Annotated in this window: 13 protein-coding genes; 1 reads left to right on the top strand and 12 read right to left on the bottom strand. The window is 48.3% G+C overall.

What is annotated here, in order from left to right:
• Window positions 1–33 precede the first annotated feature (33 nt).
• The 12 genes from BM099_RS15755 to BM099_RS15700 form a co-directional block, all read right to left on the bottom strand.
• Window positions 34–1,329, bottom strand: a complete 1,296-nt coding sequence (locus tag BM099_RS15755) for an adenylosuccinate synthase (RefSeq protein WP_090729253.1) — start codon at window positions 1,327–1,329, stop codon at window positions 34–36.
• A 36-nt stretch (window positions 1,330–1,365) separates the two neighbouring features.
• Complete coding sequence (locus BM099_RS15750; protein WP_090729250.1) at window positions 1,366–2,550, bottom strand: ATP phosphoribosyltransferase regulatory subunit; 1,185 nt, start codon at window positions 2,548–2,550, stop codon at window positions 1,366–1,368.
• 21 nt (window positions 2,551–2,571) lie between these two features.
• On the bottom strand, window positions 2,572–2,769 hold the full coding sequence (locus BM099_RS15745; RefSeq protein WP_090729248.1) for a DUF2065 domain-containing protein: 198 nt from the start codon (window positions 2,767–2,769) through the stop codon (window positions 2,572–2,574).
• Window positions 2,770–2,884: 115 nt separating this feature from the next.
• The gene (gene hflC, locus BM099_RS15740) at window positions 2,885–3,763 is read right to left on the bottom strand and encodes a protease modulator HflC (RefSeq protein WP_090729246.1); all 879 of its coding nucleotides are present in this window, start codon (window positions 3,761–3,763) and stop codon (window positions 2,885–2,887) included.
• Window positions 3,760–4,962: an FtsH protease activity modulator HflK gene (gene hflK / locus BM099_RS15735; protein WP_090729244.1), complete on the bottom strand. Its 1,203-nt coding sequence runs from the start codon at window positions 4,960–4,962 to the stop codon at window positions 3,760–3,762. Before hflK ends, hflC begins: the two co-directional genes overlap by 4 nt.
• Before the next feature lie 51 nt (window positions 4,963–5,013).
• Window positions 5,014–6,312 carry a ribosome rescue GTPase HflX gene (gene hflX / locus BM099_RS15730; protein ID WP_090729242.1) on the bottom strand — a complete coding sequence of 433 codons (1,299 nt, stop codon included), beginning with the start codon at window positions 6,310–6,312 and terminating at the stop codon, window positions 5,014–5,016.
• 12 nt (window positions 6,313–6,324) lie between these two features.
• On the bottom strand, window positions 6,325–6,564 hold the full coding sequence (gene hfq, locus BM099_RS15725) for an RNA chaperone Hfq (protein ID WP_090729240.1): 240 nt from the start codon (window positions 6,562–6,564) through the stop codon (window positions 6,325–6,327).
• A gap of 109 nt (window positions 6,565–6,673) precedes the next feature.
• Window positions 6,674–7,615, bottom strand: a complete 942-nt coding sequence (gene miaA / locus BM099_RS15720; RefSeq protein ID WP_090729237.1) for a tRNA (adenosine(37)-N6)-dimethylallyltransferase MiaA — start codon at window positions 7,613–7,615, stop codon at window positions 6,674–6,676.
• A 3-nt stretch (window positions 7,616–7,618) separates the two neighbouring features.
• Window positions 7,619–9,454, bottom strand: a complete 1,836-nt coding sequence (mutL, locus tag BM099_RS15715) for a DNA mismatch repair endonuclease MutL (RefSeq protein ID WP_090729233.1) — start codon at window positions 9,452–9,454, stop codon at window positions 7,619–7,621.
• Between the two features lie 36 nt (window positions 9,455–9,490).
• Window positions 9,491–10,834, bottom strand: coding sequence for an N-acetylmuramoyl-L-alanine amidase (locus tag BM099_RS15710; RefSeq protein ID WP_090729231.1), 1,344 nt, complete (start codon window positions 10,832–10,834; stop codon window positions 9,491–9,493).
• 31 nt (window positions 10,835–10,865) lie between these two features.
• Entirely contained in the window at window positions 10,866–11,357 is a 492-nt protein-coding gene (gene tsaE, locus BM099_RS15705; RefSeq protein ID WP_232349138.1) for a tRNA (adenosine(37)-N6)-threonylcarbamoyltransferase complex ATPase subunit type 1 TsaE, read from the bottom strand.
• A 5-nt stretch (window positions 11,358–11,362) separates the two neighbouring features.
• A complete protein-coding gene (locus BM099_RS15700; RefSeq protein WP_090729229.1) occupies window positions 11,363–12,868 on the bottom strand; it encodes an NAD(P)H-hydrate dehydratase in 1,506 nt (501 codons plus the stop codon).
• Window positions 12,869–13,018: 150 nt separating this feature from the next.
• Here BM099_RS15700 and queG point away from each other — a divergent pair, with 150 nt between their 5' ends.
• Window positions 13,019–14,125, top strand: a complete 1,107-nt coding sequence (gene queG / locus BM099_RS15695) for a tRNA epoxyqueuosine(34) reductase QueG (protein WP_090729302.1) — start codon at window positions 13,019–13,021, stop codon at window positions 14,123–14,125.
• Window positions 14,126–14,137 lie beyond the last annotated feature (12 nt).

Here is a 14,137-nt window from a genome sequence, read left to right as displayed (position 1 = left end):
GCATTAGCCGGTTTTTTTTTGCTTGAGGACCTATTAAACAGTAAACGGATCCCGCAACACAATCGTTTCAATACGATCCGGGCCTGTAGAGATAATATCAACAGGCGTTTCGAGCAACTCCTCCAGACGCGTAATGTAGTTTCGAGCCGCCACTGGTAAATCAGCCAATGATTGCGCACCTACTGTTGAATCACTCCAGCCTGGCAGTTCTTCGTAAATAGGTTCTACCGCTTCATAATCTTCACTACCGGTCAGCGTTTCAACACGATTGCCGTCAGCATCACGATAACCGATACAAACGTTGATGACTTCAAGCCCATCCAGTACGTCCAATTTAGTAAGACAGATACCGGAAACAGAGTTAACCTGAATCGCATGCTTAAGCGCCACCGCATCAAACCAACCGCAACGACGCGAACGACCTGTAGTAGCACCGAATTCATGACCGCGCTCACCCAGATGCTGACCAACTTTACATCCAAGCTCAGTCGGGAACGGACCACTACCCACTCTTGTTGTATAAGCTTTAGTGATACCCAGAATATAATCTAAATACAGCGGCCCGAAACCAGAACCTGTTGATGCGCCGCCCGCCGTCGTATTAGAGGAGGTAACATATGGGTAAGTACCATGATCAATATCTAACAAAGAGCCCTGGGCCCCTTCAAACATGATGTTTTCACCATTTTTACGCATCTTATGAAGGATAGCGGTAACATCGGCAACTAATGGACGCAACTGCTCCGCCATCTCAAGCGCTTCAGCCAGCATGCTATCAACATCAACTTCTTCTGCCTGATAGTAGTTTTTCAGGACAAAGTTATGATATTTCATCACTTCACGAAGCTTAGTCTCGAAGCGCTCAGCATCCATTAGATCAGATAGACGCAAGCCTCGACGCGCCACCTTATCTTCATAAGCAGGCCCGATACCACGACCAGTAGTACCAATTTTGGCTTCGCCTCGTGCTGCTTCACGCGCCTGATCTAACGCCACATGATATGGCAAAATCAGCGGACAAGCAGGACTCAGCTTTAAACGCTCACGCACAGGCACGCCAGCCGCTTCAAGACCGCGCATCTCTTTCAATAAAGCCTCAGGTGACAGCACTACACCGTTACCAATCAGACACAAAACCTTATCACGCAAAATACCTGAGGGTATCAAATGCAAAACGGTTTTCTTTCCGTCGATAACCAATGTATGCCCAGCATTATGCCCGCCTTGAAAACGAACGACTGCTGATACTTGCTCAGTTAGCAAATCGACAATTTTACCCTTGCCTTCATCGCCCCACTGAGTGCCTAAAACAACTACGTTATTGCCCATTGTTGTCTCTAGTTTATTAACGTTAATCGTATGTGATTACAGAGCCGCAAAGACCCACTCGTCACCCTGCTTAACCAGTTTTCGGCTAAAGTTCGACGCATCAGTCACCGTATCACCAGGCAACTGCTGCATAACCCTCATTCCCTGAGAACGTAAATCGGCAATTTTCTGCATCAGAGCAGCATCACTACCCTCTGGTGCCAAAATACCTTTTGCTATATCCCCATTCTGACCGACAGACAGATCTGCTAATGTTTTCAAATCTGCACTAAATCCCGTTGCCGGGCGTGCACGACCAAAATCTTTACCAATCGCATCATAACGACCACCTTTAGCGATCGCCTGACCGAACACAGGGGTTAGCGCTGAAAAAACAACCCCCGTATGGTAGTTATAACCACGCAACTCACCCAAGTCAAAGTACAAATCTACTGCTGGATACCGCTGTTGGATCATCGTAGCCAATTGCTCCAGATAGGCAACAGCCTCCAGTATCGATACATGCGCGTCCGCAAACACCGCACGCGCCTCAGCCAATACTTCCAAGCCTCCATTCAGCGTTGGAAGCACCGCCAGCAGACTGCGCAATTGCGCATCTACCTCTAATGCATCCAGAAACTCGGCTAATTCAGGCATCGCTTTTCGCTGTAACAGCTCCATATATTGAGCGACCACTGATGCGTCCAGCCCCGCCTCAAGCACAAGCCCCTGAAAGATACCCACATGCCCGAGATCCAAACTTAATTCGTCTTGCAAACCTGATGCATAAAGAGTCTCCAGCATCAGAGAAATAATTTCGATATCACTCTCAATTCCCGCATGCCCATATAACTCAGCACCAACCTGCAACGGGTTACGCGATGCCAGCATATTCGCCGAATGCGTATGTAAAACCGACCCGCAATAACAAAGTCTGTTAGCGCCTTTAACGTGCATGCGATGCGCATCAATTCTGGCAACCTGCGGTGTAATATCCGCCCGAATACCCAAGGTATGACCGGTTAACTGATCAACCAGTTTAAAGGTATTTAGCTCCAGATCCTTACCCACCCCCGTCAGAAGCGATTCGAAATGCTCCATCAATGGCGGCATTACCAGGTCATAACCCCAGCTATCATAGAGATCCAGTAACTTACGGCGCAATGCCTCAACCTGACGCGCACCAGATGGCAACATCTCTTTAACACCGTCAGGAAGCAGCCAACGATCAGCCAATGCCATGTATAACTCCAGTAGCTATTTTTAGTGAATCAAATAGAGGCCCAGCACACCCGCAAGCATGCTCAGCAAACCGATAATTCGTAATGTGCGATCATTAATATTGGAAAGCTGCTCAACCATTTCTCTCCAACGACCGGGGTACAGGAAGGGTAACACTCCCTCTAAAATCATCACCAGACAGAAAGCTATTGCTATTTCATACCAGAATTCTGATGACATCTACCACCAACCACACTTAACATAAAAAAACCGGGACTAAGCCCGGTTTTATGAATTTTAACATGGAATCACATACAAAGTGCAGTGGATTCCTGCCTAATCCTGCAACTTTATACTATTGCTTAGTACCTACAGAACTTCTCAAGTACTTGAAGAACTCACTATCAGGCTTCAGCATCATAATATCGCCATTACCAGAAAAGGCTTCATCATACGCTTTCAGACTACGCGTAAAGGAATAAAACTCAGAGTCCTTAGTATACGCATCGGCATAGATTGAAGCTGCTTTCGCATCCCCCTCACCGCGCAAGCCCTCAGATTCACGATAGGCTTCAGCAACCAATACCGTTTTCTGACGATCAGCGTCGGCACGGATACCCTCAGCCAACTCAAAACCACGCGAACGTAATTCACGAGCTTCACGCTCACGCTCAGTCCGCATCCTTTCATATACTGAGTTAGATACTTCAGGTGGTAGCTCTACTCGTTTAACCCGCACATCAATGATACTGATACCCAGTTCTTTTGAAGCCACTTCGTTCAGACGTCGGATAACTTCCGTCATCACGTCATCGCGCTCACCGGAAACAACCTCATTCAAGGTGCGCGCACCGAACTGATTACGCAGTTCGTTTTCAACACGAGCAGAAAGCAGATCTGCAGCCCGGAACTCATCACCCGAGGTTGCCGTATAATAAGTTTCTACGCTGTTAATTTTCCATTTCAAAAAGGCATCAACGATCAAACGCTTTTTCTCAATAGTCAAAAACGCCTGAGGACGGCTATCCAGCGTCAGAACACGTCCATCAAACTTACGGATGGTATTCACAAACGGGATTTTAAAGCTTAAACCTGGTTTAATATCCGGCTCAACAATTTCACCAAACTGCAATTTTACTGCACGCTCTGTTTCTTTGACGATATAAACAGATTTGGATGCAATGAGTATAACTACACCCGCCAGGATGACTGAAACTAGCGATTTACTGCTCATTGTCTACCCTCCCTACGGGTTGTTGTCTGATTCTGCCTGATCTGATCGACCACTTGATTAGTCACATTTCTTAATGACTGATCATCTAAGCGAAGATTGCCGGAGGCAGCGGATGACTGACGTTTACCACTATTCTCGATTAACTTATCCACTGGCAAATACATCATATTATTGCCACCTTCAACATCAATCAGCACTTTCGGATTACTCGCCAATACCTGCTGCATCGTATCAAGATAAAGACGCTCGCGCGTTACATCAGGGGCTTTTTGATATTCTGTTAACAGTGCAATGAAACGTTTTGATTCACCTTCTGCCTTGGAGACAACCTGCTCTCTATAGGCACTGGCTTCTTCGAGCATACGCTGTGCAGTACCACGCGCTTCGGGAACAACACCGTTAGCATAACTCTGAGCCTGGTTCTTAACACGCTGCTCATCTTCACGCGCTTTGATTACATCATCAAACGCATCCTGCACCTGACTAGGCGCCTGAGCATTTTTGATATTGACCTGGGTGATAGAAATTCCGGTATTATAATCCGTCATATACCTCTGCAGACGCTCTTTCACGTCAATAGCTAAAATTTCACGACCTTCAGTAAGAATCGAGTGCATTTCTGATGAGCCGACTACGTGGCGCAGAGCAGACTCTGACGCATTCGCAAGACTCCCGTCAGGATCACGCACGCTCAATACATATCCCTTTGGATTTGCAACTACATATTGAGCAGTCACGGAAACATCGACGATATTTTCATCTTCTGTCAGCATCAACGCTTGATGCTCATGACTACGTACACGAGTCGTATTAACGATCGTCACATCATCGATCAAAGGCGGGTTCCACTGAAGACCAGGATTAACGGTCTCACTAAACTTACCCAAGCGAAGCACCACGCCACGCTCCTGCTGATCGACGGTATAGAAGCCCATACCACCCCAAGCAAGAATCGCTACTGCAAGCACTACCAAAATAAAAGCGCCACTGCTACCGGCAGAAGAACCGCCACCGCCACCGCCACTCTTTTTACCTGAACCACCGAACAGATCGTTCAAACGATCCTGCAATTTGCGAAGTGCTTCATCCAGATCTGGAGGCCCCTGATCTTTGCCACGATTACCTTTATTGTTGCGATCTTCACCGCCACCCCAAGGATCCTGACCATTTCCATTGCCGCCAGGCTCGTTCCAAGCCATATAGTTCTCCGTTAGATACCTAAAATTTATTGGATTCAATGTAAAAGCTGCTTAATAGACCTCTTCTACACGGTATTGTTCAGTCGGCATACCCAAACGACTTAAAATCTGCAGTAAGTCTTTCCGCTGCATACGAACCTCAAGATGCATGTCGCCATGCTCATCGATTTGCTCACCTAACACCGCATTCTGAGCATACAGATGAGCGCGCAACTGTCCATCTTTCGGCTTCAGACTGATTGTATCGTGAAACACATCATCCGACAGCCGTTCATTTACAGCATTCAACAACAGATCGACACCTTCACCAGACACGGCTGATAACCACACCCGGACAGGCTCGCCGGCACTATTTCGATCGATACGTGCTTTTTGTCCGGGCATCAGATCAATTTTGTTGTAAACCTGAAGTACTGGAACCTGATCCGCACCTATCTCCTTCAATACACGCTCAACTTCATCGATATGCCCCTGACGATCATCATCACATGAATCAATTACATGTAACAACAGCGTTGCGTCAGTGGTTTCCTGCAATGTGGCACGAAAAGATTCGACCAACTTATGCGGCAAGTGACGAATAAAGCCCACCGTGTCCGCAAGAATGGCCGGACCCGCATCTTCCAGCTCAATTTTCCGCAGAGTGGGATCAAGCGTGGCAAATAGTTGATTGGCCACATACACATCAGAATTAGTCATCTTATTGAACAATGACGATTTGCCCGCGTTAGTATAACCCACCAGAGAGATAGTAGGCACAGCAGCCCGCTGCCGGGATCGACGCCCCTGCTCACGCTGTGACTGCACTTTCTCCAGGCGAGCCAGAATGGTTTTAACGCGCGCCCTGAGCAGACGCCGGTCAGTTTCAAGCTGACTCTCACCCGGACCACGCAAACCAATCCCACCTTTTTGGCGCTCAAGGTGAGTCCAGCCTCTTATCAAGCGTGTCGACGAGTGCTCAAGCTGAGCAAGCTCAACCTGCAACTTACCTTCATGAGTTCGCGCGCGCTGTGCGAATATATCCAATATCAAACCTGTACGATCCAGCACCCGACATTGAATGACACGCTCGATATTTCTTTCTTGGGCTGGTGTCAAAGAATGGTTAAAAATAACCAACTCAGCCTCATGGAGCTGCGTGAGTTGCCTCAACTCTTCCAGCTTGCCCGTACCAATAAAAAATTTTGCCGTAGGCTTATGACGACTTCCTGTTAATATCTCAACAGGATCAGCTCCAGCAGACAAAGCGAGCTCTTCGAGCTCGCGCGGAGATTCTTGAATAGCCTTGGCAGACATATCCATGTGAACAAGAATGGCTTTTTCACCCGATTCAGGACGCTCAAAAAACAATCAGTTTATACCTCAGTCAGGCTGTGTTTCATCAGGCGGCGGTAGTTTCACCGGGCGAGATGGAACAACCGTAGAAATAGCGTGTTTGTATACCATCTGGCTTACAGTATTTTTCAGCAAAATCACGAACTGATCAAAAGATTCGATCTGCCCCTGAAGCTTAATACCATTTACCAAGAAAATTGACACGGGAACACGTTCTTTGCGCAGAACGTTCAGATAAGGGTCTTGTAAAGACTGCCCTTTTGACATTGGAAACTCCTTCCAGATGAATACTTCATTATGATGTTAGGTCATTAATACCAGACTGGATCTTAAATACCTATTTTGTGCACAGCACCAAAATCGTACAACTACAGCATTATATAATGGCTGCGTCGAACAATTTCAAGCTGTGTTTAAGAATATCTTTATCTTCAGTCATCAACCAGTGCAAGTTTTCCCAACTTCGCAGCCAGGTAATTTGTCTTTTTGCTAATTGGCGTGTTGCCACAATACCCTTATCCCGCATCGTCGGATAGTCCCACTCACCCTCCAGATAAGACCACACCTGACGGTAACCGACACAGCGTACGGATGGCATTTGTGGATTCAGGTCGCCTCTTTCATACAAGGTACGCACTTCATCGACAAACCCCTCTTCCAGCATTAACTGAAAACGCAGCGCTATACGCTCATGCAACGTTTTACGTTCTTCAGGCATAATCGCCAGGTTAACGACGTTATACGCCAGTTTTTGCTGCTGCTGTTCTGCCCATAACTCGGTCAGCGTCCGGCCAGTGAGTTGATATACCTCTAATGCCCGTTGCAAGCGCTGCGAGTCGTTAGGCGCCAATCGCTTTGCCGAATCGGGATCAACTTTTGCCAAAAGGGCATGTAATGCAGGCCAACCTTCGCGTTCACCTTTTTCTAATAGCCGCTGCCTTACTTCCTGATTAGCTTCAGGCAAGGATGCCAACCCCTTCAGCAAGGCGTTGTAATACATCATGGTGCCGCCGACTAACAAGGGAATACGGCCTTTTGCCGTGATTTCCGCCATTTCACGCAATGCATCCTCTCTGAATTCAGCGACTGAATAGCTCTGGGATGGATCGCGTATATCGATTAAGCGGTGAGGATAATTTTTTAGGGTTTGCGCATCGGGCTTCGCCGTACCAATATCCATCCCTTTATAGATCAGGGCTGAATCCACACTGATAATATCGCAGGGCAACGCTTCGGTCAGACGCATCGCCAGATCAGTTTTCCCTGCAGCGGTGGGCCCCATTAGAAAAATAGCCGGCGGCAGATGTTTATCTGTCATCAACTACTGCCCCCTCATGAACAGCTTGTCTAACTCAGTCAGACTCAACTGCGTCCAGGTAGGGCGGCCATGATTACACTGACCACTGCGCTCCGTCGCCTCCATATCACGTAACAAGCCATTCATTTCAGGAATTGTCAGCTGACGATTGGCTCTAACCGCGCCATGACAGGCCATCGTTGCCAGCAACTCATTCATATGCTCTTCCAGGCGACGACTGCTGCCGAACATCAACATGTCCGACAGCACATCACGCAATAACTGCTCGACATTAGCTTTCGCCAGCGTCACGGGAATCTGACGAATAACAACCGTTTCCTCCCCCATACGCGCCAACTCAAAGCCGAGCTTTTTAAACATGCCATCGAACTCTTCAGCCGCGTCAGCCTCTCTGACACTCAACGCTACGCTCACTGGCACTAATAGGGGCTGACTGCGCACACCTTCAGTTTCGCACGCCTGCTTAAGCCGCTCGTAAACAATCCGTTCATGCGCAGCATGCATATCCACCAGCACCATCCCTTCCCGATTTTGTGCCACGATGTAAATGCCATGCAACTGCGCCGTCGCATAACCCAACGGCGGAATCTCTGAAGCATCCACAGCAGGCGCTTGAGACAGGCTATCCCGCCCCGGATAGCCATCAGGAGAGGAAGAGGGAGATGAAAACGATCGGTTCTGATGCAACTGTCCATAAGAGGCAAGCTGCTCATTGACACCCGTCACCTCACGCGCCTGATGCAATGGCATGTACTGCTGGTTGAATTGCTGTTCGACAGGTGCCGCTGTAGAACCTAATTCTTGCAGCGCCGGCACACTAGCAGCGTCCGGACGCACATCACCGATTACCCGATGTATTGAGCGAAATATAAAATCATGTACCAAACGGCCTTCCCGAAAGCGCACCTCATGTTTAGTCGGATGCACATTCACATCGACTAACGAAGGATCTAATTCAAGATACAGCACATAGGCAGGATGCCGGCCGTGAAAAAGCACATCCGCGTACGCCTGACGTACCGCATGCGTCACCAGCTTGTCACGAATCATGCGCCCATTCACAAAGAAATATTGCAAATCCGCCTGACTTCGGGAGAAAGTCGGCAAACCAATCCATCCCTTCAGGCTTAAACCGGAGGCTTCCGCATTCATATCAACATGTAACGATTGTTCAACAAACGCGGGACCACAAACGGCAGCAACGCGTCGTTCTTGTTCGGCTTTTTGTAGAGCGGGTTTTAATTGATGAATGATGCGACCATTATTTTTTAATTGAAAAGCCACATCAAAACGGCTCAACGCCAGCCGCTTCACAATCTCTTCGAGGTGCTTAAATTCAGTATTTTCGGTTTTTAGAAATTTACGTCTGGCAGGCGTATTAAAAAAAAGATCCCGCATCTCAACCGTTGTGCCCTGAGGGTGCGCCGCCGGCGATAATTGCGCCGACATGTCCCGGCCTTCTGTTTGCACTTGCCAGGCATGTTCACTGGCAACCCGCCTTGATGTCAGCGTCAAACGCGATACTGAGCTGATACTTGCCAATGCTTCACCCCGAAAGCCGAGGCTGGCTACCGCTTCCAGGTCTTCAAGCTCATGAATTTTCGACGTTGCATGGCGGCTCAGCGCAAGAGGCAGATCATCCTTTTCGATGCCGTCTCCATCGTCCCGAATGCGAATCAATTTTATGCCCGCCTGCTCGACGTCTATTTCAAGACGGGTAGCGCCCGCATCCAAACTATTTTCAAGCAGTTCTTTAACAACAGAGGCAGGACGTTCAACCACCTCTCCGGCTGCAATCTGGTTAGCCAATCGAGGAGATAACAGATGAATTTGTGACATGAAAACTCTATAAAGCCATATAAAAACAGGAAAATATTAACTGGTAGGGATACGTAAAACCTGGCCAATACGGATTTTATCGCCCTTTAGATCATTGGTTTTTCGCAATACGTTCAATGCAATCCCATGACGTGAAGCAATAACCGAGAGTGTATCACCACTGACGACCTGATAGTGACGTTGAACTGATTGTTTGTCGCCACCATTTTTTTCATAAGCGACATATGTATAGGCCGGAGGCTTATTCCAAAAATGTGATTTAATACCCTCATAAATAGCCTTAGCCATCTTTTGCTGATAAGCCTTGGTTTTCAGCAATCTTGCTTCTTCAGGATTAGAGATAAAGCCCGTCTCTACTAATATGGAGGGAATATCGGGTGATTTCAACACCATAAAGCCTGCACTTTCGACGCGCGACTTATGCATTTTAGCGAATTTATTAACATTACCATGAATTTTACTGGCTATTTGCAAGCTATCCGAGCGACTGGCTGTCATAGACATATCCAACAACACGCCCGCCAACACATCGTCCTTATCTTCCAGGCTAACGCTTCCCACACCGCCGATCAAATCAGCACTGTTTTCTTTTTGTGCCAGCCAACGACCCACCTCACTGGTGGCCCCCCTATTAGACAGCACCCAAACGGACGCACCCCGCGCTCTGGAATCTTTAAACGCATCGGCATGAATAGAAACAAATAGATCGGCATTTTTCTTACGGGCCTCTTTCGTTCTGCCACGCAGACTGATGTAATAATCACCCTCACGAACCAACTCCGCTTTAAAGCCCTTTTCATTATCTATTAACCGGCCCACTTCTTTAGCAATACCTAAAACGACATCTTTTTCTCGTACTCGCCCGGCGCCAATGGCACCCGGGTCCTCACCACCATGCCCGGCATCAATGGCAATGATGATATCCCGTAACTGTGCGCCTTTACGTTCAGGTGTGGCGGTTTTAACGACGGTTTCTTTTTCAAGATTAAACAGATCAAGCACCAGTCGGTGCCCATATTGGTCATTAGGTTTAAGATCAAAACTTCTTGGCCGGATCATTTGATTCAAATCCAGCACGATGCGCAGATTATTACCATTCATACTGCTACGTACCTGTTTGATCGGGCTTCCTTTGAGATCCAGCTTTGATAGCCGCGTTTTGATAGCCGCACCGTTGATATCCAGTACCAGACGGTCAGGATTATTCAGTGAAAATATTTTATGCGTTACCGGGCCATTCAAATCAAATACAAGACGCGTATTATCCGGAGCAAGCCACATACGCACATTTTTAATATCAGCCGCTGACACGTGACCAGCAACCAACAAACAAGCGATGGTCAAAAAACACCCTGTGAACTTTCTCAGATTCTTCATCATGTTAAGTTTGTCGTATAATCTCTTTATTCGGTTATTGTAACAAAAGCTGCTTGTTGAGGTTATCGGCAGCAACACGTCCTTTTTGAGTATGAGCTTCCCAGATAATAACCCGCCCCTGCGCCTGCACTTCCAACGTCACCAGCAAATCCGCTTCAGGCAACAGGCCTTCCCCTTTATCCGGCCACTCAACCAGACACAAGCTGGTATCACTAAAGTAGTCCCGAATTCCCATATACTCCAGTTCTTCAGGATCCATCAATCGATACAGATCAAAATGATAGATGGTGCCACCTTCCTGCTCATAAGGCTCTACCAGGGTATACGTCGGGCTTTTCACATTCCCCTGATGTCCGGCCGCACGGATAACACCGCGACTCAGGGTTGTTTTACCCATACCCAGATCACCAGCAAGGTAAACCACGCCCTGATGCTGCATGGCTAGCAGCAACTGCGCACCGAAGTATTCCATCGCCGCTTCATCTTTAGCAAAGTAGCGTTGTTGCATTTTCGTCAACTGCTGCATTGTAGTTATATTTTTCCGTTTAGAATCAATCTAACATAAGGTATAAGCTCTGTCGCTTTCAAGCCCCGCTCCCCGTTTTGGGCTGCACAAAGATCCGCAGCGGCAGAATGAGCATAGACACCCACGCGCGCTGCATCAACCGGACTCAGTTTTTGCGCCAACAAAGCGCCTATAATACCGGATAATACATCTCCCATCCCTCCCGATGCCATACCAGGATTACCCGCATTGCATAAATGCATCACATCACCGTCGGTAATCAATGTACCTGCGCCCTTCAATACCACTGTGCCTCCGGTGGCTGTCTGTAGCTCAGTGGCACTCATAATTCGATTTCTTTGTAATAACGGCACCTCGGTTTTTAATAAGCGCGCCGCTTCACCCGGGTGAGGTGTTAATATCCAGTTTTTTCGGGATAGCTGCTGAAACTTCTCTTTTTTCCCTAACATATTGAGCCCATCGGCATCGACAACGACTGGCAGACGGGTCTCCCAGACAGCCTGCAGCATCTGTTCTGCCCATGCTTTTTTTCCCAATCCGGGTCCAAAAACAATAACATCGGCTTGTTCGATCAAGGCAAGTAACTCATGACCTGATTCGACACCCTGCACCATCACTTCAGGACAACGCATTAATGCGGCGCTAATGTGCTCCGTACGGGTAGCCAGCGTCACTTTTCCTGCACCTGAGGACAAAGCGGCTTCTGCCGCCATAATCGCAGCGCCTCCCATACCATGATCGCCACCTATCACTAACAGATGACCAAAGCTTCCTTTATGCGAGGCACGGGAACGTTTCGGCAGGCATTCGGCGACATCGTCTGCTCCCAGACGAAAGGCACTCACCGAAACCTGCTCATAGACTGACTCAGGAACGTGCAAACTATCGAAGATTAACTCACCGACATTTTCCACAGCCTGATGCATAAACAGTCCCTGTTTCAGGCCGATGAAGGTAACCGTTACATCGGCTTTAACCGCACACCCCAATACCCGCCCCGTGTCCGCACACAAGCCAGAGGGAATATCTACTGAGATGACTGGGCGGGTACGCTGATTTATCATTTTAACAGCCTGCTGAAAGCCACCGCGCACATCACCGGTTAACCCCGTCCCCAGCAAAGCATCGACAATAACGTCACCTGTTATAGCCTCATCCAGCTGAAACGGCTGAAACCGGACGCCTTCGCCACTGGCCCATAACCATGCCTCCCGGGCTTCACCACGCAAGCGCCCGGCAAACTCGTCATCCCCGACATAACGCGCTTGTACTTCATAGCCTTTCTGGCGCGCCAACGCAGCGACAATAAAACCATCGCCGCCGTTATTACCCCCACCACAGAGCACACTCAGGGTTTTCATCTGCGGCCAACGCTTTTGAATTTCAGCAAAAACGGCGCGCCCTGCACGCTTCATTAAGGTAAAGCCTGGAATACCGGCTTCTTCAATCGCCGTTTTATCCAGTAAACGAGTTTGCTCAGCTGTGTATAATGTACCGGGTAGCTCTTTCATAACCTTACGCTTCCAAACACTTGGTGACTCTTTTCATTATAGTTGAAGCAATAGCTTAACAGGCAAGTATTGATCGTGACTGATTCTGTTTTATCCACATCGGCTCAACTAACCAAGCCAGCTCGCCAGGAATTGTCTTCTGGCCAAGAGCTGTCTGCTGAACAGGCATTCTCTTCTGAAAAACTGGCTGCATTAGCCAAACAAGTCCATCTTTGGGCAGCCGAGGCGGGATTCCAGGAATGCGGCATTGTTAATCCCGACCTTGAAGAGGACACTGAACGTTTACAGGCCTGGCTGGACAAACAACATCACGGAGAGATGAGCTACCTGGCCGCTAATGCCGATAAACGCCGCGATCCCTACTTATTAGTCCCCGGAAGCTGCCGTATCATCAGTGTCCGCATGGACTATACACCACCGGCATTTTCTGCTCTAAAAGTGCTTAACTCTCCGGAAAAAGCATATATTGCACGCTATACGCTGGGCCGGGACTATCACAAAATGATGCGTAAACGCCTCACACAGTTAGGCAAGCGCATCGCAGAAGCCGCAGGCACAATGGGCTACCGGGCCTTTGTCGACAGCGCCCCTGTAATGGAACGCCCTATTGCACAACAAGCGGGCATTGGCTGGACGGGAAAACATACCCTCATTCTGAACCGGCATGCAGGCTCATGGTTTTTTCTCGGTGAGCTGCTCATCGATCTACCACTGCCCACAGACCCTCCTATTGAGAAACAACATTGTGGTTCCTGTACGGCCTGCCTTGATATCTGCCCCACTAAGGCTTTTAGCGGCCCTTATGAGTTAAATGCCACACGTTGTATATCTTATTTAACGATCGAGAAAAAAGGCGCCATTCCGGAAGAGCTGCGCCCCTTGATGGGAAATCGAATTTTCGGCTGCGATGATTGCCAGCTAGTATGTCCGTGGAATCGCTTTGCTAAACACACCGCAGAAGCAGACTTTCATCCACGCCACCAGTTGGATGATGTCTCTTTAATTGATCTGTTTAATTGGGATGAAACCACATTTTTGAAACGTACCGAAGGCTCTGCGATACGCCGTACCGGCTACCAAGGGTGGTTGCGTAATATAGCAGTAGCGCTAGGCAACAGCGGCGGCGGAAATGAGATTATTGCGGCCTTAGAAGCCAAGCGCCCACACTGCTCAGAAATGGTCATTGAGCACATTGATTGGGCGATCAACAGACTAACAAAGGGGACAACGCTGCTCTCGCCGATTCAGCTCAAATAACGTTATTATTTT

It is taken from the genome of Neptunomonas qingdaonensis, from assembly GCF_900113275.1.
In the GTDB taxonomy this organism is placed as follows: domain Bacteria; phylum Pseudomonadota; class Gammaproteobacteria; order Pseudomonadales; family Balneatricaceae; genus Neptunomonas; species Neptunomonas qingdaonensis.
The sequence above is the reverse complement of the archived record's forward strand: the minus strand, read 5'-3'. Positions and strand labels throughout refer to the sequence as shown.